The sequence below is a fragment of the Enterococcus sp. CWB-B31 genome, from assembly GCF_020567645.1.
Taxonomy (GTDB): Bacteria; Bacillota; Bacilli; order Lactobacillales; family Enterococcaceae; genus Enterococcus_L.
In genome coordinates, this window is sequence record NZ_JAJDJW010000006.1 from 54,056 (window position 1) to 75,450 (window position 21,395).

The window sequence follows — 21,395 nt, forward strand, 5'->3', positions numbered from 1 at the left end:
AGAAAAAAATGTATAAAGAATTAGCAATACCACAACGAACGATTATGACACCTGGACCTGTGGAAGCTCATCCTGTAGTTTTAAAAGCGATGACTAGTCGAATTTTAGGTCAGTTTGATCCTATGTTTTTAACAATTATGGATGAAGTAAAGGAAATGATTAAACAGCCTTTTGGTACGAAAAATAAAGAGGCTTTTGCGGTAGATGGAACCTCAAGATCTGGACTGGAGGCAGCACTAATTGCTTTAATTGAGCCGGGAGATAAGGTATTGATTCCTGTCTATGGACGATTTGCTTATCTCTTAGGGGAAATTTGCGAGCGTGCGCAGGCAGAAGTCCGCTATATGGAGAAAGAATGGACGACCCCATTTGTGCCAAATACTGTCATAAAAGAGATTGATGATTTTCAGCCGAAAATTGTGGCGATGGTTCATGGTGAAACAGCAAATGGTCAGATGCAGCCGCTGCAAGAAATAGGGGCTTATTGTCGCCAAAAGGATGTCTTCTTTGTTGTCGATATGGTTGCGACCTATGGCGGGGTTCCTTTATTTGTGGATGAATGGTGTGTTGATCTGGCAATTGCAGGTACTCAGAAATGTCTCAGTGTCCCTTCAGGCTTATCCTTAGTTACATATAATGATCGGGTAGCGGAAGTTGTGAATGCTCGTTATCAGAAAGAACTGGGATTGAGTAAAACTGATCGCAACAAACGACACATTAGCAGTAATTATTTGGATTTAAGTCAGCTGCAAAGATATTGGAGTGAAGAAAGAATCAATCATCATACTGAGGCGACTAGTATGATTTATGGTTTACACGAAGGGTTGAGAGTGCTGCTTGAGGAAGGGCTTGAAAATGCCTATGCACGCCATGAAAAAAATGATCGAGCGTTAATTGCAGGACTGAAGGCAATGGGTCTATCTTTTTATGGTGAAGTCGAAACAAAAATGCCAACGGTGACGCCTATTTTGATACCAAATGGAGTCGATGGTGAAGCTGTCAGAGAAGAAATGCTGACTTCTTTTGGTGTAGAGATTGCGAGTTCCTTTGGGGATTTAAAAGGGAAGGTTTGGCGAATCGGGAATATGGGTTATAGCAGTCGTAAAGAAAATATCCTTCATGTTCTTGCAGTTCTGGAAGGTGTCTTATTGTATTACGGTGCTGAAATTCAAGCAGGAAAAGCAGTAACCGCTGCACTTAACTATTATCAAGCGAATTAGCACTTATGCACAATAGAAATTAGTACTTTGTGAAAAATGTCAAATGAAAAATGTTAAAAGAAGACGTAAACTAAAAGCATGTTAAAGCGTTTTCTTGAAGAGGTGCACAAACTTTACAAGAGCTAATGATGGAGGAGAAAATATGGAGATCAACAAAGAACAAACAGGTTTTGCCTACTGGAAACAGATTATCGTCTTATTGTGTTCAGGTTGGGTAACAATCTGGATTTATCGGTCCGCATTATCACCAATTTATCCGCAAATAAATGAGTCACTTGGTGGTAATATCTCGGACACGGCATTAGGATCTATTGCAAGTTTTTATTTTTTAGGGTATGTAATTATGCAGATACCTGCAGGGTTTTTAGTTGATAAGATAGGAAAGAAAAAAGTCTTAATTCCCGGTTTTGTGGTGTTTGCTTTAGCAGCATTTTTGATTTCGCAAGCATCATCAATTACGATGATTTATACAGGGAGTTTTTTAGCTGGGATTGGCTGCGGCTCTTTTTACGGGTCAGCTTACTCACTGACTTCACAAAATATACCTAAAGAGAAGAAAAGCTTTTCAACAGCAATCGTAAACAGCGGTTCAGCTGTTGGATCTGGGTTTGGAATGATTCTATCGAGTTTTTTAGTTATTCAGATGAAAATGCCATGGCAAACAATGATGTATTTGTCTGCTTTTCTGATTGTATGTATGACAATTGCTTTTTCCTTAATTATTCGCAGTAACAAAGATGATGTCGCCTTTTTGGAACGGGAAGCGATAGCTGAAGTCAGTGAAACACCTAAGGAAAAAGTTTCTCTAACAACTTTGTTTTCTTTACGGATGCTGTTCACCTATGTGTTATATTTTGCGACATGCTATGCTTACTATATGACTGTGACTTGGCTGCCGAATTTCCTCGGAACAGAACGAGGATTTGAAGGGGTTGCAATTGGTTTTTCTTCTTCTCTAGTAGCTTTTGCATCTATTCCGGGTGCATTGTTCTTCAGTCGTTTGGCAGATAAATATATGCATAAAAAAGTGACATTTATTGTTATTTTAGAAATACTTGCTGCTTTAATGCTCTTAGTTACGGTTCAAGCAACGAACGCAACTTTCTTGATGATTGCCTTGATTTTATATGGATTTTTAGGAAAGCTGGCAGTTGAACCGATTATCATTTCATGGTTAGGTGAAAATGCACCTAAAGTAGGTGTTGGTACGACTCTAGGTGTCTTTAACTTTTTCGGTATGATGTCTTCGGTTATTGCACCAACACTGACAGGTTCTATTTCTGACGCTACAGGTTCTAAAGTTATGGGCTTTTATATAGCAATCATCCTATTAATCGGCGGAACACTCTTATTCTTATCATTCAATGCGAGGAAAGCAGCAGAATAAAAAGGCAACTCAAAAAAGTCTATGAAAAGCTTTTGATTTAATCATCTATATACTTGGCAGTAAGTGACTATCATTAAGTATTTTGATGACAAAGGGTGTAATAAGCAAGTGTGTTAAAAGACTTGCTTGCAGCAGTGGTGATACTATTGTAAAGTGTTCGCTTCGCTGCCTCAGACAACAATATTGATCTAATGTCAATATCTTGTCCACCCATTCATTGGATGAATAATTACACATTCAAAGATTGTTGTTCGCATACGATCCCACTAGTGTGTTGGCTAAATTAAAACTAAGAGATGCTTTTAATCCAAGAAACGTGCAGCTGGCACGGGAGCAACTCGGCAAAAAACGCTGATTTCATCCCTAACTGGAGTCAAACTAGCCGTAAAAATTATAGAAACAGCTAGTAATTCCCCAGCTGCTTTTGAAACTGCTCGTTCTTGTTATTGAAGCATACAAATTAAAATTTTCTATCAGTGAATATTATTTATAGATGATCTTTTATTGTAATTTATAATTTGGTCAGAGCATTAGGTAGAGGCAGAAAAGATAAAAGCAGCTATAAAGCTCTGGGTATTCAAGCTTTATAAGTGTTTTGTAGAATAGGATTTGAATGACTAATAAAAAAGTGGGGAGCTTCACATGAAAAAAAGAAACAGAAAAATCAGTTTAATCAATCAAATAATGATTGCTACTGTTTTAGGGGTACTATGCGGGTTTCTTTTTCAAGGAGCAGTAAGTGATTTGAAAATTGTAGGTGAACTTTTTCTGCGATTAATTCAAATGTCTGTGGTTGTATTGATTATGGGCGCAGTCATTGAAGCAGTTGGTGGATTAGAAGCAAAAGAATTAGGAAAAATTGGGCTTAAGGTATTTCTATGGTTTATGGGCTCAACAATTCTAGCTGCTATTATAGGTATTCTTTTTGGACTTCTCTTCAAACCAGGTGTCGGTCTAACGACTGCAGCTTTACAAGAAGAAGTTGTGGGGATGGCAGATGCAAGCTTGCAAGAAATTATTCTTGGGTTCATTCCCTTGAATATTATTGAAGCAATGGCAGAAGCAAACATGATTCAAGTAATTATTTTTTCTTTACTGTTCGGATTGGCCTTAAGTTTAATTAAAGAAGAAAAAACCAATCAGCTTATTCTGGAGTGGATTATCGCTTTTAACAATGTAATCTTAAAAATGGTTACTTTGATTATGAAGGCAGCTCCAATTGGAATCTTCTGTCTAATCGCTTCGGTGGTTGGTGAAGCAGGGATTCAAGTTTTAGGTACCCTAGTTCGATTTTTAGTAACTTTAGGTATTGCTTCACTCATCTTTTTAGTCATTTGGCTATTGATCACTGCTTGGTATTGTAAAGTAGGAGTTTTTCGTTTGGTAAAAAACATGTGGCGTATGTCCGTGATTTCTTTTACGACAACTTCTTCTGCAGTTTCGCTACCCGTCCAAATTGAAGACAGCCGAGAAAAATTGGGGATTAGTGATCGGATATCCAAGCTGGTTGTTCCATTAGGAATGAGTTTAAACAGCAATGGTTTGGCAATGTTCCTGTCTCTTTCCGTAATTACCTTTACACAGTTTTATAATGTTGAATTAAGCGTCGGCAAGCTTATCCAAATAGTTCTTTTGTCTACTTTGGCTTGTTTAGGAACGATTGTTGTTCCGGGAGGAGGCTTGGTTGCATTAGCCACTGTTATGCCAATGCTGGGATTACCAACAGAAAGCATCGCCTTGTTGGCAGGAATAGACTGGTTTTCCGGAATGTTCCGAACTTTGTTGAATGTGGATGCAGATGTTACTGTGGCAATGATCATTGCTTGTGACGAAAATGAATTAGACTACGCAATATTCAATGGAGAAAAAAGATTTTCAGATGATGCCAAGGAATTTAAGATAGGAGATATATAAAAAAATACTGTAGACTGCCCATCAAAAAAAGATGGGTAGTTTTTTGATGATGTTTGGTTAATTTAAGCAGCTTTGTAATAGCGATAATGAAACTTCATAGGTGTCATTATTTGCATATTTTCATTGATATCGTTCATTGTTATAATATTCGATGTATTGAATAATCATAGTGATAAGCGCTTTACGGTCTGTAAACTCATGGATATAATACTTTTCCCGCTTAAGCCCTCAAACAAGCCTTCTAATTTCTGATTTGAAGTTTTTGTGAGTAGTATACAGCTTGAGCCGGTTTGATAATCACTTTGGGCTGCTCCATTTAAACTGATTTTATGACTAAGATAGCTCTCTACAATTTTTAAGTGCTCTTCTGGCGCGTACTTCATTTGTATCTTTCCCATATAAAATACCCCTATCTAGGGTTTAATTATTTCTTTGTCCTAGATAAGGATAATACACTATAATGTTCTGTTATTATTTCACCCGTCTATTTCGCTGTCTTCTGCGTGCTCTCTTTCTTTTTGGTTTTTCAATGGTGGTTACAAAAAGGATAAAGGCGCTTGTACAGAATACAAAGAATAAAGCACCTGTTTTGAAGCCTTCTGGAAGATAGACCAGTTTAAGGGTATGCTTGCCGGCACTGACAGGAACACTGATAAACGCATTTTTAAATACTTCTATTGGTACTTTTTTTCCATCAATATAAGCTGTCCATCCTTTATCATAAGGGATGGTTGTAAGAACCATTTGATCTTCTTCTGCTGAAAAAGTACCGGTTGCTTTTCGGCCGCTGACTGTTAAATTCACACTATTGTCTTGAATCTCCTTCACAGCAGATTCAAAAGCAGCCGTATCAAGACCAACAACTTTTGGCTCCATAAAACTGACTGCTTCAGTTCCATAAAAACTGACAGTAAATGTGACAGTTGTTGGAACTTCATAGTAGCCGATATTGTAATATTGACCGGTGATATTAATCTGTGATTTCTGGGTGGTACCGTTGACCATCATTGTAGCAGTGGAACTTTGCAGCTGACCGAAATCTGTTGGAAACAGGCTAAGATAAGCTTGAGTATTAGCAGGAACATTAACGGTCCAGGTAATTTCTTTTGCAACATTGCTTTGTGTTTCACGATACGTTACAGAAGAAGCATTTTCTTCGATTTTTACATTTTGCTGATTTGTAATTGTCGGTGTATAAAATGTGAAAAAGTTCTGCTGTTGTTGAGAAAGAGCATTAATCAGATTTGATTGACTAGTCAGGTTATCCGTTTCTGGCTGCTCTATGTCATAGATTGATTCATTTGCCAGAAAACCTAAAGGCAGAGCATAACTGTTTTCATACAAGCCATATTCTCCAGAACGGGCTGTTTCCGTATAGCCGAATTTTAATGGATTGTCCTTGGATAGATTGTATTGTATACCCATCAGCGCATCCATGAGCAGAGTATTATTTGGATAGCGCGTATTCAAGCTGGTTCCTCTTGAGCGAAATCCAAGTGTATTCAAATAGGCTGATGAATTTCGGTTACGTATGGAAGAAAACAGGCTGATTCCGCTGTAGCCGTAATTAATACTGTCATTTGAAGAAACGGGGTTCAAATTTTCCAGTCGATAAAACGAATCATTTTCCTCTTTTGTCTGATCTACCAGTTTTTTGATATCCGGATAAGGTTCGGTGTACAAGCTTCTGGAAGCATAGTTCCAATCATCCAGCACGCCGTTAATCATGGCGCTTGTGTTAATAAACGCCTCTGCACAGACGACCAGCAGCAACAGAATGGATAAGTAGCGACCAGGTATTTTCTTCAACTGATAAAACGCAATTCCTGCTGTATAAAGAATCAAAAATAAAACAGTGATAACAAACGTAGTGAGTGAGATATAATCATAACTTCCAGTGGGTGCTGAACCTTCTGCGAGTGCGAAAAGGGCAATAACCAAAATGGCTGTCCCGGTGAAAATTCCCAGATCGTCTGTTTTAAATTTTTCCCAGCCATAGCCGGCCAGTAGGACAACCAGAAATGAAAACAGGAAGCTGTAACGAAATAGGAACATATTTGGTGCGTGCATTCCGTGCCAGAAAAGATTCAGCGGGACAATGTAAAAGCTGGCAATCAGCACAACAAACAAGCTGCCAAAAAGCAGTTTATTTTTTAATGGTGTCTGCCGGGTGACAAAGTAAAAAATACAAAACAGCAAAGGAAGAAGTCCGGCGTAAATAAAAGGGATAGAACCATATTTTGTCGTATCATAAACACCGACCATGTTTTTCATGACAATATCCCAGAAGGCTGTTGCTTCTGTTTTAAATTTAGTTACTTCCGTCAGCGTTTCACCATTAAAACGTAAATCAAAAATTGTTGGCAGTATGATAATCATAGACGCTCCGCCGGCAAGTAATGAAGTGATTCCATAAGGCAGAATGGACTGTTTATATTGTTTCCAGTTAGTAAACAACCGAACAATGAAATAAAGGAACGAAAAAATACCAATCATAAAGCCCATATAGAAATTTGAAATAAACAGCAGCAGATAGCTGACAAACAGAAGTGTGATTTTTTTCTGATCCATAACACGGTGGATGCCCCAAATAATCAGCGGCAAATAGACAAATGCATCCAGCCACATGATCAGCTCAGAATGAGCTGTGGCAAACGACATCAATGCATATGGGACACTTAGTGTGACATGTGCCCACTTTTTAATGTCAAATGTATGAGAAGCCAGAAACCAGAAAGACAGTCCTGCAGATCCTATTTTTAACAGAGTAATCAGATACAAGGCATCAGGCATATTTTGATTGCTGAAGAAAAAGACAAGCGGAGTAAACAGCCCGCCCAGATAATAAGAAATCAAAGATAAATAGTTCAGCCCTAAAGAGGCATTCCAGGTATAAAAAATACTTTGTTTTCCATGAAGCATGTTGTTGAAGCTCGCATGAAAATTTGAGAACTGAGAAAAAGCATCACTGGCAAGAACACTTCGGCTGCTGCCGGGATAAATACCGATACTTAGATATACAAAGACCATTATAAAAAAAGGGATAAAGAAGCTGGCAGCCATATAACGCCAATTTTCCTTAATAAAATTCTGTAGTTTATTTTTCATTAAAAGACCTCACAGCACAATTAGTATTCGTATCATCTAGTTTAGCATATTCAAATAAAATATAGCTAATAGAAGGAAAATTTCATAAAATATTCAAGAATTTTAAGCTGTATATGAAAATACTAGAATCCAAAGTTAAGTAAATCTTGAGAAACGAAGATCAAGATCCATTTTTTCTTGGCTTTCTGTTTGAAGAGATCAAGTGAAAGAAAATTAACAGCCGCAGAGTCAGTCTATATGTCCACAGCTGTTTGTTTATAATTGATGAGGAAGTTCAATGAGTCAGGTAACAGAGTTTTCATACTGTCAATGCACCTAAAGATTTTATAAGATGCAGGACTAGATAGGCGATGTCATTATTCGATAAATCAAAATCATAGGTTTCAGTAATAAATTTTCGAATATTTTCAGCAATACTGAATGCTTCCCGATGATTTTCCTCTAAAAAAAAATAAAGGTCATTATCTGATGTACTGTAGTCTATTTCTTTTTGTTGGATTTTGAGGGCTAGAAACTTAATATGATGAAGGAAGCTGGTGCGGCTGGATTCAAAAAACTGCGTTGAAACCTTAAGGCGGCAACTAATAATTTCCAGAAGGGAATGAATCAGTTCAATAAAGGACAGAATGTTTTCCGGCTGATTGGAATATTGCCAATTAGTGCGCAATACTGCTTCCAAAAGGCGAAGAAAATCATGATTGGCTAAAGAGCATTCAGAAATTAAATTGATTTCTGCAAAAGCCTCTTTTGTAAACAAATACTCTTCGTTGAATAAAAGTCGGATTATTTTTAGATAAGGCTCAGGGAATTGAAAATGGTTGTCAGCTTTATAATATGTATAAGCGCACAGTTCCCTTTTCAGAATATCACTTCTGTGCAACAAATATTTTTTCTCATAAAGAGTTACTAACCTCTCAATCATAGTTGCCTTCATTCTATCAGATTGTATGTTGGAAGGATTCATCTCAACTTTTTTTAATTGTTTTTGCATAATCGAAACCCCTTTCATATTAAATAGTGTAAACTGTATAGTAACCAGACAGTCAAGAGATGAATTTGAACAGGAGAGTAAATAAATGCAGAAAGAGGAAAAAGGCAATTATTTATCTATCGGAGAATTTGCCAAACGGTCCGGAATAAAAAGGAAAACATTAATTTATTATGATCAGATTGATTTGTTAAAACCAAGAGTTGTCCACAGCAACGGTTATCGCTATTACCATTATCATCAATTGTATACAGTGAATATGATTCATTTTTTTAAGGAAATTGGTATGTCGCTGGAAGAAATCAAAGAATATAATAAAATGAAAGCTGCCAGTCAGATTAGCGATCTGATTCAAAGACAGAGGGAAGAAGCCAGACAGAAACAAATGTTTTACCGTCGAATGGAACAAATGCTTGATTTGCAGCTTCAAACTCTGGAAGAAACGGAAATGTTTGAAGAGAAAAAGATATCTGTAAAGTATTCTGATGAGGTTCCTTTATTTTTCAGCAGTCATGTAAAATGTTTTTATGAAGGGGCAAGATCAAGATTTTCAGTTTCTTTAAATGATTTTTATCAGGAATGTATTGCAGCTGGTTATGAATTTCCTTATCCTTCAGGAATGCTTGTCATGTCAGAAGGAAAACAGGAGATAAGAGCTTCTGAGACCAAATACTATATCAAAATTCCAGAATCTGCTGATTTTCGACCAGAAGGAAATTATTTAACATGTTATTCCAGAGGGGTCTTTGATTACGAAGAAGGGTACAGAAAATTACTTGCTTTTGCTGCAGAACGTAATCTCTCACTTAAAGGAAATCTCTATGTGGATTTTATTCAAAACGAGCTGGTAGCTCCAAATTTTGATGATTTCATTCTTAAAATGATGATAAAGGTAAAATGATGGAAATTTTTTAAAGTCAAAATAGTACATATTAAAATAACAGGCTGTGCTATACTATTTTGAAAAAAGGATGGGATGGTTATGGGAAAGATTCAATTGGTTGCTCCTTCTATGGAGTATGAAGAACAAATCAGAGAGTATAGAAATGAGTTTTTAGCGAATAGCGATAGTATGGATGGGACTTCATTTTTACGTGAATATGAAGATATTCAGGACTGGCTGGACTTTATTGAACGCAATACCCGAGAAGAAACGGTGACAGAAGGTTTAGTACCGGCAACTGAATTTTTAGCCGTTCGAGTGAGTGATAATAAATTGGTCGGAATGATTGACATTCGTCATACATTAAATGATTTTCTGCTGAAATTTGGCGGTCATATCGGGTACAGCGTTCGCAGAAGCGAATGGAATCAGGGCTATGCCAAAGAAATGTTGAAACAAGCGCTGTTTTTTACTCAGAAACTCGGACTGGAAAAGGTTTTGGTAACTTGTAACAAAACGAATATCGCTTCTGCAAAAGTGATTCAGGCGAATGGTGGATTATTGGAAAATGAACTGCTGGAAGACGGTGAACCTGTGCAAAGATATTGGATTGATCTTTAAAAAGAAAAACTGAAAGTTTTTTTACGTGAATGAAAAAAGAGACAAACAAAGAGCTGCTCCCCAAACGATTGAAATTTTGGAAGCAGCTCTTTCCTGATTTTTCATTAATTCAGCCATTGTTCGACTTTTGCATAACCTTGACCCACAGTCTCCAAAGAATGGGTGTCAGAACCATAAATAAAAGGAATGCCCAAAATAGAAGCTTTTTCAAGAATCCATGCCTGTGGATAACTTTGTTGATAACCTGTTTTAATGAAGCCGGCAGTGTTTAAATCAAGCTGATAATTCTCCTTTTTGACTGCTGCCAAAAGCTTGTCGAGAACGGTCAGACTTTTTACCGAATAATCAGTTGCTTCATCAAAGAAATGTTCGAATTTTTGGCATAGAGAGATGTGTCCGAGTCGAGTGGGCTTCCACTTTCCGAGATCTGCCTGCAATGATGCAAGAACCCTTTGATAGTAAAGGGTTTGCGCTTTTTGGAATGATCCGTAAAAGTCACAAATTCCGTCCTGATATTCTTCAAAAGTATAATCGATGCCTCTTAAGCCGTTTTTCCCTGGAAGGAAATGAACAGAGAGGATACCGTCGTCTGTCAAAGGACCATATTCATTTAAAAAGTCGGTCGTCCATGCTTCATACTCGGAGAAATAATCCAGTTCGAAGCCAATGTGGATAACTATTTCAGAAGCATATTTTTTTCTTAATTTTTCCATTTTTTTAAAATAGTTATCCACATCATTTAAAGCCATAGAAGCAGTTGTCCACATTTCCGGTTCGCCGGCAGCAATTTCTGTAATTGAAGGAGGCAGAGGAGCATGTTCTGTTATGCTGTATTCTTTAAAGCCAAGTTGTATGGCTTTTTGAATAAGCTGTTCCGTATCTTCAACTATTCCGTGTGGACAGTATTCTGTATGGGTATGTCCATCGTACTTCATTTTTGCCCTCCGTTCTTAGTGACGGTATTGACCATCTCCGTAAACAATATATTTTGTGGATGTCAGCTCTTCCAGTCCCATTGGACCTCTTGCGTGAAGCTTTTGGGTGCTGATTCCTATTTCTGCTCCGAAGCCAAAGACAAAGCCGTCTGTGAAACGGGTCGAAGCATTGGCATAAACAGCAGCAGCATCTACCTGCTTCAAAAACTGCTGAGTTGCAAAATAGTTATCACTGACAATACTTTCTGAATGTTTGGTATTGTATTTATTGATGTGCTCAATCGCTTCATCAAGAGAATTTACCACTTTTACAGCAAGAATATAGTCTAAAAACTCGGTTGCCCAGTCTTCTTCAGTTGCCGGCACAGATTGCTTAAAGATAGCGAGTGCTTGTTCATCGGCCCGCAGTTCCACACTATACTCATTCAATGCTTTTTCAATAACTGGTAAAAAGTCTGCAGCAACATCCTTGTGAATTAGCAGTGTCTCCGCTGCATTACAGACGGAAGGACGCTGGCATTTAGCGTTGACAATAATATCTGTGGCCATTTTGAGCTGAGCATCTTTGTCAATGTAGATATGACAGTTGCCTGTCCCAGTTTCAATGACAGGAACTGTAGCTGTTTTCAGGACAGCATTAATGAGACTTGCTCCTCCGCGAGGAATCAATACATCCAGATAGCCATTTAAAGTCATCAATTTTTGAGCTGTTTCTCTGGAAGTATCATCGACAAATTGAATGGCGAAAGGAGAAAATTTCTGAGCTTCCAAGGCTTTCTGAAGAATACTCACCAGAATTTGATTGGAATGGAACGCTTCTTTTCCTCCTCTGAGGATCACCGCATTACCGGACTTGAAGCACAAGCTGGCAGCATCCGTTGTCACATTAGGTCGTGATTCATAAATGATACCGATAACGCCAAGTGGAACACGTTGTTTGCCAATCATCAATCCATCTTCATTTTTCCACATTTTCTCCACTTCACCAATTGGGTCATCAAGTGCGGCAACCTGACGGATTCCATCTGCCATATCTGAAATACGTTCCTCTGTCAGACGCAGGCGGTCCTGCATGGTTTCAGTAATGCTGTTTTCTTCTGCCTGAGCCAGATCTTTTTGGTTTGCTTCCAAGATAACAGCAGTCTTTTTTTCTATTTGATCTGCCATAAACAGCAATAATTCATTTTTTCGTTTTGTGTCCAGCTGTCCCAGCTGATAGGCTGCCTGTTTTGCCTGTTTTCCAAGTTGAATCAAATCAGTCATTCTTTTTTCTCCTTTCGATAAATAACGTGCCAATTGTTTCTCCTGCTAAAATATCAAAAATTATTTTGGGCTGCTTTCCATTTGCCAAAACCATCATACTGTTGTGCTCAAGTACCCGTTCTGCCGCTTTCAATTTACTGTACATACCGCCTGTGCCGAAACGGCTGCCTTTTCCTCCTGCCTGTTCCAGCAGCGTGTTATTAATCTGATTGATTTCAGAATAGAGTATGGCAGATTTATTTGTTACAGGATTATCAGAAAAGAAGCCGTCAATATCTGAGAGCATTACCAGTGCATCTGCATTAATCAGCTGTGTTACGATGGCAGAGAGCTGATCGTTGTCGCCAAATTTTGTCAGGTGATCCAGTTCATCAATTGCAACGGTGTCATTTTCGTTGATGACTGGAATAATGTTCATATGAAGCAGCTGCTCCATGGTATTCACAACATTTCGTCGACTTTCCGGGAATTCAATCACATCTCTAGTCAATAACAACTGTGCAATCTGCTGACTGTAGGTAGAAAAGCGCCGGTTATAAATATTCATCAGCTCAGCCTGTCCGACAGCTGCAACCGCTTGCTGTTCCGGAATGGTTGGCGGGCGCTGGTCCATATTCAGTTTGTGCAGCCCTACTCCAATCGCTCCAGAAGAAACCAGAATGATTTCTTTCCCCTGATTTTTTAAATCAGTCAGTGTAAATGCCAGCTGATCGATGGCACTTAGATTGATTGTTCCGTTGGGATAGATTAATGTACTGGTTCCCACTTTAATAACGATTCGATTTGCTTTTTTTAATTGTCTGCGCATAATAATCCTCCGCTGTTTTTGATAAACCAGCTGTATTCTGACAACGACTGCGGCTGATAACATTAAGTGAATGATGGGGCCTCTCTGAGTTAATTTTCCGACAGTTTTCTTATGTATTTGCTGTTTATCTTTTAGATGGTAAGAAAGCCGGGACTATAAATTACAGGCCCAGCTTCCAGTTGTCTTCTATTTTACTGCTTTATTGCTGTTTTGTCTCTAGATCATGTAAAAATAGTCCGCTTAATAGTTTTGGTTCGAACCACGTTGATTTTGGCGGCATAATTTTTCCCGCATCTGCAACATTTAAAAGGTCATCCATCGTGGTCGGGTATACGGCAAATGCAGCTGTCCACTGCTTGCTGTCCACCAGTCTTTCAAGCTCAGTCATCCCGCGAATTCCGCCGACAAAGTCGATACGTTTATCGGTACGGACATCCTGAATGTCAAAAATATCAGCAAATACATACTTTTGAAGCAGTGAAACATCCAGTCCATCTACCGGATCCTCTGATAATATCTGAGGTTTGGCTTTCAGTTCATACCACTGCCCATTTAAATAAAGCCCAAAATGTTTTGGCTGAGCAGGTTTCCCTTTATCAGTAGTGCTAACGGTAAAGTTTTCTTCAAGCTGTTCCATAAAATTTTCAGGAATCGGAGCATTCACAATCCGATTGTAATCTAAAATTTCCAGTTCTTCTTTTGGAAAAATGACTGACAGGAAATAATTTACTTCGTCTTCATCGCCAATTTCAGGATGAGCTTCCTTAATTTTCTTCCCAACCTTTACAGCTGATTCTGTCCGATGATGCCCATCTGCAATATACAGTGCCGGTACTTCCGTTTCAAAGGTTGTAACAAATGTTTGAATGACTGCCTCGTCATCGATTACCCAAACTTTATGAGTCACGTCATGAAAGCTGGTGAAGTCGTAAACAGGTGAATGATTCTGCTTCCAGTTGTCCATGGCTTGTTGAATGTTCTGGTGAGCCCGGTAGGTAAGGAAAATCGGGCTGGTATTTGCATCACAGGCTTCGATATGTCTAATTCTGTCTATTTCTTTTTCCGGACGGGTAAATTCATGTTTCTTAATTTTTCCCTCTTCGTACTCCTCAATGGAAGTACAAGTGACGAGACCTGTTTGAGAACGTCCATTCATAATCAATTCATAAAGATATAAGGCAGGCTGTTTTTCTTCAATCAGCCATTGCTCAGATAAAAATTTCCTCAGATTTTCTGCTGCTTTTGTATAAACCTGATCATCGTAAGGAGACAGAGTATCAGGCAAATCAATTTCTGCTTTATCAATATGAAGATAAGAATAGGGATTATCTTTTCCAAGTTCACGTGCTTCTGCAGAATTTAATACGTCGTAAGGCAATGTGGCGATCTGTTCGCCATGTTCTGCAGAAGGACGAATACTCTTAAATGGATGAATTCGGACCATTAATAGCTCACCGCCTCAATATTTTTAATCGTTCTGACTTTTATGATATGCTCTGCCTGTTGAATTTTTTGAGCGGCATCATGAATTTTCTGTTCGTCTGTTTCAGCAATATCAACCAGCGTATAAGCATAGTCATCACGGCTTCGGTTAATCATTGTATCAATGTTAATACCTAAGTCTGCGATTCCTGTTGAAATCTGTCCCAGCATATTTGGTACATTTTTATGAATAATAGTGAAACGGTAAGGTGAATTAAATGCCATTTCCACTGTAGGAAAATTGACAGAACGCTTAATATTTCCAGTCTCAAGGAATTTTTTTAACGTACGGGCTGCCATTTTTGCGCAGTTGATTTCCGCTTCCTCTGTAGAAGCACCCAAGTGCGGCAGCACCATGATTTTTTCGTTAGCCAGCAGTCTTTCATCGGCAAAATCAGTGACGAAATTATTGATCTCGCCTGTGTTAACTGCATCAAGCACAGCCTCTGTATCAACCAGCTCGCCACGTGCAAAATTCAGAAGCACCGCAGTCTTCTTCATTTTTGCCAACTCGTCTTTTCCAATTAGATGATGGGTATTTTCAGTTAACGGTACATGAATGGTGATGAAATCACAATTATTGAAAATTTCATCCATATTCTGAGCACGTTTCACCCGACGTGAAATACTCCAGGCAGTGTCTACAGAAACAAAAGGATCATAGCCGGTAACATCCATTCCCAGACGATAAGCATCATTTGCAACCATAGCGCCAATAGCACCAAGTCCGATGACGCCCAGTTTTTTACCTTCCAGCTCTGTTCCTGCAAATTGTTTTTTCTCGGCTTCTGCCTGACTTTCGATATCCGGACCTGAAAGCGTCTGAACCCAATTTGCGCCTTTGAGAACAGGGCGAACAGACAGCAGCAGGCAGGCAATAACCAGTTCTTTTACTGCATTAGCATTGGCGCCAGGTGTATTGAATACAACGATACCGTTTTCAGTACATTTTTGTACAGGAATGTTGTTTGTACCGGCACCGGCTCTAGCGACACCGAGAATAGAGTTCGGAAAATCGTAATTATGAAGTTTCTGGCTGCGCAGGATTACTCCAGCAGGTTGCTCTGTTTGATTGACTGTAAACAGAGGGTCTTCAAAACGAGCTAATCCTTCCGGGGCGATGGCATTGAATGTTTTAATATCGAACATCTTAGTTGTTTCCTCCATTTTCTGCTTCAAATTTTTTCATAAATGCTGTGAGAGCTTCTACACCTTTTTTTGGAAAAGCGTTGTACAGACTGGCACGCATGCCTCCTACGGAACGGTGTCCTTTTAGGTTTTCAAATCCTTCAGTGACTGCTTCCTGATTGAATTTTTTATCTAAATCATCACTTCCGGTAATAAACGGAATATTATTGATAGATCGATCTTTCGGATTTACAGGGGAAGAAAACAAGGCAGAAGCATCAATTTCATTATATAAAAGAGCTGCTTTTTCTTTGTTTCGTTTCTCCATTTGTGAAACGCCGCCGTTTTCTTTGATCCATTCAAAGACCAGCTTTGCCATATAAATTGCATAGGTCGGCGGTGTATTGTACAGGGAATCATTTTTGGCCTGAATATTATAGTCCAGCATGGCACTCAAAACCTCGGACTGACCAATCAGATCTTCTCTGACAATGACCACGGTTAAGCCGGCAGGTCCGATATTTTTCTGTGCTCCTGCGTAGATTAGTCCGAAGTCGGCAACATTGTAGTTAATGGACAAAATGTTGGAAGACATATCCGCAACAATCGGCACATCACCAGTATCGGGCAGCTTATAATAGGCAGTCCCTTCAATGGTGTTGTTTGTTGTGATATGAACATAGGCTGCATCCTGCGGCACATCTTCTTTTTTGATCTCAGGTATATAAGAAAAGTTTTTATCTTCGCTTGAAGCAATGACTTCAATGTTCACATTTCCAAGTTTTTTTGCTTCACTTATCGCTTTTTTAGACCATGAACCGGTATTAACATAGATCGCTTTTTTATTTTGAGCAAGATTTAGCGGAACCATTGTAAACTGCAGACTGGCTCCTCCCTGTAAAAACAGAACTTTGTAGTTGTCAGGGATATTCATCAATTCTCTTAACAGTGCTTCTGCCTGCTGAATAATGGTCTCAAACAAGGAGGAACGATGGCTCAACTCCATAACGGACATTCCGCTGTTTTGATAGTTTACCAATTCGGATTGTGCTTTTTCCAAAACACTTTTTGGTAAAACTGCTGGGCCTGCTGAAAAATTATAAATTGTTTTCATACATTTCTCTCCTTCTTCTTACCGTTTAGACGATAATAAATGTGAAAATCATTATAACAGAAAGCTAACATTAAAAAAAGATTAAAAACGATTGTTTTTTTGTAATTTTCGAAAAATGTTCGGTTAAATACTGAAAACAATCTGAAAATGCAATAAAATCAATTTCTGTATGCTAATGTATAGGATTCATTTTTAGAGAAAAGCTAGTCATAATGGTGAAAAATAGAGGCAGTTCATTCGAATTAAGGTGAGTAATTTTTTTATCAGTCTTTTTATTATTTGAACTTGAAACAGATAAGAAAGTCTTTGAATTATTCAATATCTCAACAGAATAAATGTAAATTTATCTAGAAAAGCGGTTGATTTTACAGAAGTTAAAGTTTCGTTTCAGAAAAATCCTTAATTCCAAAAAAAATCATCACAATTTTTTCACAAATAGAATCTATACTGGGAAGTGTTAGAAAGACAAAATAATTTTCAAGTGTATAACTCCTAAATTAAACAGCTGACGACCGGTGGGTTGTCAGCTGTGTGTGTTTTAAGCTGGAAGACCGCCTGTTCGCGTAATGAACGGACGGTCTCTTTCTATTTCTCATCACTATTATTATTTTGATTTTGTGCAGCCAGCAAATCACGAATTTCCTGTAGATAGTCTTCTGCTGTAGGAGAATCGATTTCTTCTTTATTCTGTCTATTCATTTTATTTGCTGCTTTAACAATCAGGAACAGTACAAAAGCTGTGATAACAAAGGTAATAATGGCACTAATGACATCACCAATATAAAAAGGTACGCCTCTAATTTTAAAGATCATGGAACCGAAGGCATCATCTGCACTGCTCTTGCCGGTTATTAATAAGATAATTAAATTGACAATAGGGGTAATCAGCCCCTCAACGATCTTAGTGACAATAGCAGTAAATGCACTCCCGATCACAACCCCAACAGCTAAATCAAGAACACTGCCTCTCATCATAAATTCTTTGAATTCTTTGAACATTCTATCTCCTCCTCTGTGACATTAGTATACCCAAGTTTAGAAAATTTTTAAATGAATAAAGTCTGGAGCCTTCAAAGAGCCGGAAGCTATGCTATAATTGAGAGTAGACACAGGAAGTTAAAAAAGTATTTAATTCCCTTGTTATTCTTGAATTTAGGATAGAATTTGATTAAGATAAAACAACAAAAGAAAGGTCTGAAATAATGACAGTTAAACTAGCTAAAGGTGTGAACCTTCATGTTCTTCCAACTGAAAAATATAAAACGATACGCATTTTTATGCGTTTTAATACAAAATTAGATCGTAAAATCATTACTAAACGTACATTGTTGTCCAGTTTGATGGAAACAAATAGTCTCAATTACCCAGATCAGACTCTGATGAGTGAAAAGCTGGCCGAATTATATGGAGCCGGCTTTGGATTGAACGTAAATAAAAAAGGAAATCTGCACTGGCTGAATCTTTCCATGAGTATCGTCAATGATAAATATCTAAATGGTACAGATGTATTGGGAGAGGCTGTTTCCTTTATTAAAGAAATTGTGTTTTTTCCACATATTATTGAAGATCATTTTGATCAGGAAACATTCGACAGGGAAAAAGAGAATACCGCTGCTTATTTGAAGAGTGTGAATGAAGACAAACAAACCTATGCGGCATTGTCACTGCAGAATCTTTACTTCAGTGATTCAGAAGATCAGCGAATTCCGAGCTTTGGAACACTGGAAGATCTTGAAAAAGAAACTGCGCAAAGTATGGCTGCCTATTATAGTCAAATGATTCGTGAGGATCAGGTGGATATTTTTGTTCTTGGTGATGTGGAAGAGAAACAGATTCATCAATTGTTTTCAGCACTGCCTTTTACTGACCGAGAAGAAGGGATAGGTGAAATTTACTATCATCATTCCATTAGTAATGTTATTAAAGAACGTTCAGATCAGGAAGAGTTGGCACAATCCAAATTGAATATCGGTTATGATACGAATATTTTTTACGGAGATCAGGATTATTTTTCCCTGCAGATTTTTAACGGTGTTTTTGGCGGATTTCCGCATTCCAAACTGTTTATGAATGTTCGGGAAAAAGAAAATTTGGCCTACTATGCATCCAGCAGTTTAGACACCTTTCGTGGGATGCTGACTGTTCAGACAGGGATAGATGGCAGAAATCGCGAGAAGGTATTGCGTCTGGTGGCGACGGAGCTGGAAAATATGCGTCGAGGACAGATCACGGAAGAAGAACTATCTCAAACAAAAGCTATGCTGAAAAATCAGTACCTGCTTTCACTGGACAACGGGGCTGCAGTTTTGGAATCGGCCTACATGGATTTCCTTCTGCCTGAAACACAATTATCAGCGGAAGAGTGGATTCGTCGGATGGAGGCTGTCACGATTAAAGACATACAGAAGATTGCTGAAGGAATAAGCATGCAGGCAATTTTCTTTTTGGAAGGGGAGCAGAAGAATGGATAAAAAAGTCTATCCGCAGATTAACGAAGTTCTTTATACAGAACGTCTGGATAACGGCTTAACGGTATATTTGCTGCCTAAAAATGACTATCATAAAACATATGGACTGTTTACGACGAATTATGGTTCGATTGACAATGAATTTGTTCCTCTCGGAGAAAATAAATTCACTCGTGTTCCTGATGGTATCGCTCATTTTCTGGAGCATAAGATGTTTGAGAAAGAAACCGGGGATGTCTTTCAGGACTTTGGCAGACAGGGAGCTTCTGCTAACGCATTCACAAGCTTTACTAAAACCAGCTACCTATTTTCAACAACAGATCAGGTGAAAAAGAATTTGGAAACACTGCTTGATTTTGTTCAGGAGCCTTATTTTACTGAAGAAACAGTAGAAAAAGAAAAAGGAATTATCGGACAGGAAATTCAAATGTATCAGGATGATCCAAATTGGCGGTTGTTTTTTGGTATTCTTGGCAATCTTTATCCCAAGCATCCGCTGCATATTGATATTGCAGGAACTGTTGAAAGCATCGATAAAATCACGGCGGAAGATTTGTATACATGCTATCATACCTTCTATCATCCTAGTAACATGACACTGTTTATTGTAGGGAAAATGAATCCGGATGAAATGATGTCCTTTATCAGAGCAAATCAGGGAAAAAAGAGCTTTGCGAAAGCTGTGCCGATCAAGCGCCATTTTCCTCAGGAAACAGCTGCGGACATTGTTCGGGAAAGCTCCATTGAAATGCCGATACAGCGTACAAAAATACTGGTAGGTTTAAAAGGGTTGGAAGATCTTCCAACAGACGGTCTGCAGTTGATAAAGTATAAAACATCTGTGAATCTGCTGCTTCAGCTGCTGTTTGGAAATACATCAAAAAATTATCTTTCTCTTTATAATGAAGGTCTGCTTGATGACAGCTTCAGCTATGAATTTAATTTGGATAGAAGCTTTCATTTCGCTGACATTGGCGGAGACAGCGATCGTCCGGATGAACTGGCTGAAGCGATTGAAAAGATTTTACTGACTTATGGAGAAAGTGCTGAATTAACGGAAGAGAATCTGAATCTTTTAAAGAAAAAAATGATCGGAAAATACTTCCAGTCACTGAATTCACTGGAGTATATTGCCAACCAGTTTTCTCAGTCTTTGTTTGGTGATGTAACACTATTTGATATGCTATCTGTGATTGACCAAATTCAGATGTCAGATATTAAAGAAGCGGCAGAGACTTTTATCAGAGAAGATGGGCTAAGCAGATTTTACATATATCCTAAGGAGCAGTAACTTTTTAATTGCAAAAGGATTGTAAAATATAAAAAATCGGAGCGATACTGATGAAAAATGTATTGATTATGGGTGCAAGCGGAGGCATTGGAGCAGCTGTTGCAAAGAAACTGTCGGCAGAAGGCTGGTCTCTGTGTTGTCACTACAATAAAAATAAAAAAAATAGAAAATTTGATTGAAAACTTTCAAAATTGTTATCCTCAGCAAGATTTTTTTATGTTATCCTTAGATATGTTGGATGAGCAGCAGCTGCCGTCTTTTTTTAACGGTCTGTTTCAAGTGGATGCCATTGTTTTTGCAGGTGGATTTACCTGTTATGGTTTATTAACAGATCAGGCAGAGACGGAAATTTCGAGCTTGCTGAACATTCATTTAAAAGTACCCATTTTGATTTGCCGAAAGCTGCAGAATAAATTGAGCCAAAGCGGTCACGGACGAATTGTGTTTATAGGTTCTGTCTATGGTCAGTTAGGCAGCAGTATGGAAGCTGTTTACAAGCTGTGTTAAGGGGGAGCAGGAAGCGTTTGTCCAAGCTTACAGCAAGGAAATTACAAGTCTGGAATTACTGTGAATGCAGTAGCTCCCGACGCAGTGGAGACAGCAATGAATCAACAATGGACAGATGAAGAAATAAAAGAAATAGAAGAGAATATAGCATTGGAGAGAATGGCCCGGCCGGAAGAAATTGCTGGAGCTGCAGCATTTTTACTCTCTGATCAAGCTGATTATATAACTAGAGCGACTATTCCTGTCAACGGCGGATGGTATTGAGGAATTTAGAAAGA

Annotated in this window: 21 protein-coding genes; 10 read left to right on the forward strand and 11 right to left on the reverse strand. The window is 38.3% G+C overall.

Features of this window, described 5'->3' with window-relative positions:
- The first annotated feature begins 8 nt into the window (after positions 1–8).
- The 3 genes from LI954_RS07620 to LI954_RS07630 all read left to right on the forward strand — a co-directional run bounded on the left by LI954_RS07620 (position 9) and on the right by LI954_RS07630 (position 4,521).
- Complete coding sequence (locus LI954_RS07620; protein WP_202065553.1) at positions 9–1,220, forward strand: pyridoxal-phosphate-dependent aminotransferase family protein; 1,212 nt, start codon at positions 9–11, stop codon at positions 1,218–1,220.
- Between the two features lie 142 nt (positions 1,221–1,362).
- On the forward strand, positions 1,363–2,607 hold the full coding sequence (locus LI954_RS07625) for an MFS transporter (RefSeq protein ID WP_229444094.1): 1,245 nt from the start codon (positions 1,363–1,365) through the stop codon (positions 2,605–2,607).
- Positions 2,608–3,249: 642 nt separating this feature from the next.
- The gene (locus tag LI954_RS07630) at positions 3,250–4,521 is read left to right on the forward strand and encodes a dicarboxylate/amino acid:cation symporter (RefSeq protein WP_202065551.1); all 1,272 of its coding nucleotides are present in this window, start codon (positions 3,250–3,252) and stop codon (positions 4,519–4,521) included.
- Between the two features lie 120 nt (positions 4,522–4,641).
- Here the strand turns inward: LI954_RS07630 and LI954_RS16330 are convergent, their stop codons facing one another.
- The 4 genes from LI954_RS16330 to LI954_RS07645 form a co-directional block, all read right to left on the reverse strand.
- On the reverse strand, positions 4,642–4,725 hold the full coding sequence (locus tag LI954_RS16330; protein ID WP_202065623.1) for an IS3 family transposase: 84 nt from the start codon (positions 4,723–4,725) through the stop codon (positions 4,642–4,644).
- Positions 4,686–4,919 carry a hypothetical protein gene (locus tag LI954_RS07635; RefSeq protein ID WP_202065550.1) on the reverse strand — a complete coding sequence of 78 codons (234 nt, stop codon included), beginning with the start codon at positions 4,917–4,919 and terminating at the stop codon, positions 4,686–4,688. The genes LI954_RS16330 and LI954_RS07635 overlap by 40 nt, the downstream gene beginning before the upstream one ends.
- A 73-nt stretch (positions 4,920–4,992) precedes the next feature.
- Positions 4,993–7,629, reverse strand: a complete 2,637-nt coding sequence (locus LI954_RS07640) for a YfhO family protein (protein WP_229444095.1) — start codon at positions 7,627–7,629, stop codon at positions 4,993–4,995.
- A 298-nt stretch (positions 7,630–7,927) separates the two neighbouring features.
- Positions 7,928–8,620, reverse strand: a complete 693-nt coding sequence (locus tag LI954_RS07645) for a PRD domain-containing protein (RefSeq protein WP_229441345.1) — start codon at positions 8,618–8,620, stop codon at positions 7,928–7,930.
- 85 nt (positions 8,621–8,705) lie between these two features.
- Here LI954_RS07645 and LI954_RS07650 point away from each other — a divergent pair, with 85 nt between their 5' ends.
- Both LI954_RS07650 and LI954_RS07655 read left to right on the forward strand, forming a co-directional pair.
- Complete coding sequence (locus LI954_RS07650) at positions 8,706–9,518, forward strand: MerR family transcriptional regulator (RefSeq protein WP_229441344.1); 813 nt, start codon at positions 8,706–8,708, stop codon at positions 9,516–9,518.
- Between the two features lie 81 nt (positions 9,519–9,599).
- Positions 9,600–10,121: a GNAT family N-acetyltransferase gene (locus LI954_RS07655; protein ID WP_202065528.1), complete on the forward strand. Its 522-nt coding sequence runs from the start codon at positions 9,600–9,602 to the stop codon at positions 10,119–10,121.
- A 104-nt stretch (positions 10,122–10,225) separates the two neighbouring features.
- On the opposite strand, the gene hisJ is transcribed toward LI954_RS07655, so the two are convergent.
- The 7 genes from hisJ to mscL all read right to left on the reverse strand — a co-directional run bounded on the left by hisJ (position 10,226) and on the right by mscL (position 17,850).
- Positions 10,226–11,056: a histidinol-phosphatase HisJ gene (gene hisJ / locus LI954_RS07660; protein ID WP_229441342.1), complete on the reverse strand. Its 831-nt coding sequence runs from the start codon at positions 11,054–11,056 to the stop codon at positions 10,226–10,228.
- Between the two features lie 15 nt (positions 11,057–11,071).
- The gene (locus LI954_RS07665) at positions 11,072–12,319 is read right to left on the reverse strand and encodes a glutamate-5-semialdehyde dehydrogenase (RefSeq protein WP_229444096.1); all 1,248 of its coding nucleotides are present in this window, start codon (positions 12,317–12,319) and stop codon (positions 11,072–11,074) included.
- Complete coding sequence (gene proB / locus LI954_RS07670; protein WP_202065521.1) at positions 12,312–13,127, reverse strand: glutamate 5-kinase; 816 nt, start codon at positions 13,125–13,127, stop codon at positions 12,312–12,314. Before proB ends, LI954_RS07665 begins: the two co-directional genes overlap by 8 nt.
- A gap of 199 nt (positions 13,128–13,326) precedes the next feature.
- The gene (locus LI954_RS07675) at positions 13,327–14,571 is read right to left on the reverse strand and encodes a DUF1015 domain-containing protein (RefSeq protein ID WP_229444097.1); all 1,245 of its coding nucleotides are present in this window, start codon (positions 14,569–14,571) and stop codon (positions 13,327–13,329) included.
- Positions 14,571–15,758: a phosphoglycerate dehydrogenase gene (locus tag LI954_RS07680; protein WP_229441339.1), complete on the reverse strand. Its 1,188-nt coding sequence runs from the start codon at positions 15,756–15,758 to the stop codon at positions 14,571–14,573. Before LI954_RS07680 ends, LI954_RS07675 begins: the two co-directional genes overlap by 1 nt.
- A 1-nt stretch (position 15,759) precedes the next feature.
- Entirely contained in the window at positions 15,760–16,851 is a 1,092-nt protein-coding gene (gene serC, locus LI954_RS07685; RefSeq protein ID WP_229444098.1) for a 3-phosphoserine/phosphohydroxythreonine transaminase, read from the reverse strand.
- Between the two features lie 585 nt (positions 16,852–17,436).
- On the reverse strand, positions 17,437–17,850 hold the full coding sequence (gene mscL / locus LI954_RS07690) for a large conductance mechanosensitive channel protein MscL (RefSeq protein WP_229441337.1): 414 nt from the start codon (positions 17,848–17,850) through the stop codon (positions 17,437–17,439).
- Between the two features lie 203 nt (positions 17,851–18,053).
- Between mscL and yfmF the strand changes: the two genes are divergently transcribed.
- The 5 genes from yfmF (at position 18,054) to LI954_RS07710 (ending at position 21,381) form a co-directional block, all read left to right on the forward strand.
- Positions 18,054–19,322, forward strand: a complete 1,269-nt coding sequence (gene yfmF, locus LI954_RS07695) for an EF-P 5-aminopentanol modification-associated protein YfmF (protein WP_229444099.1) — start codon at positions 18,054–18,056, stop codon at positions 19,320–19,322.
- Positions 19,315–20,610, forward strand: coding sequence for an EF-P 5-aminopentanol modification-associated protein YfmH (gene yfmH / locus LI954_RS07700; RefSeq protein ID WP_229444100.1), 1,296 nt, complete (start codon positions 19,315–19,317; stop codon positions 20,608–20,610). Before yfmF ends, yfmH begins: the two co-directional genes overlap by 8 nt.
- Before the next feature lie 50 nt (positions 20,611–20,660).
- On the forward strand, positions 20,661–20,789 hold the full coding sequence (locus LI954_RS16055; RefSeq protein WP_267491449.1) for an SDR family NAD(P)-dependent oxidoreductase: 129 nt from the start codon (positions 20,661–20,663) through the stop codon (positions 20,787–20,789).
- A complete protein-coding gene (locus LI954_RS07705; RefSeq protein ID WP_236671777.1) occupies positions 20,782–21,117 on the forward strand; it encodes an SDR family NAD(P)-dependent oxidoreductase in 336 nt (111 codons plus the stop codon). Before LI954_RS16055 ends, LI954_RS07705 begins: the two co-directional genes overlap by 8 nt.
- Positions 21,118–21,213: 96 nt before the next feature.
- Complete coding sequence (locus tag LI954_RS07710; RefSeq protein ID WP_229441333.1) at positions 21,214–21,381, forward strand: SDR family oxidoreductase; 168 nt, start codon at positions 21,214–21,216, stop codon at positions 21,379–21,381.
- Positions 21,382–21,395: the final 14 nt, after the last annotated feature.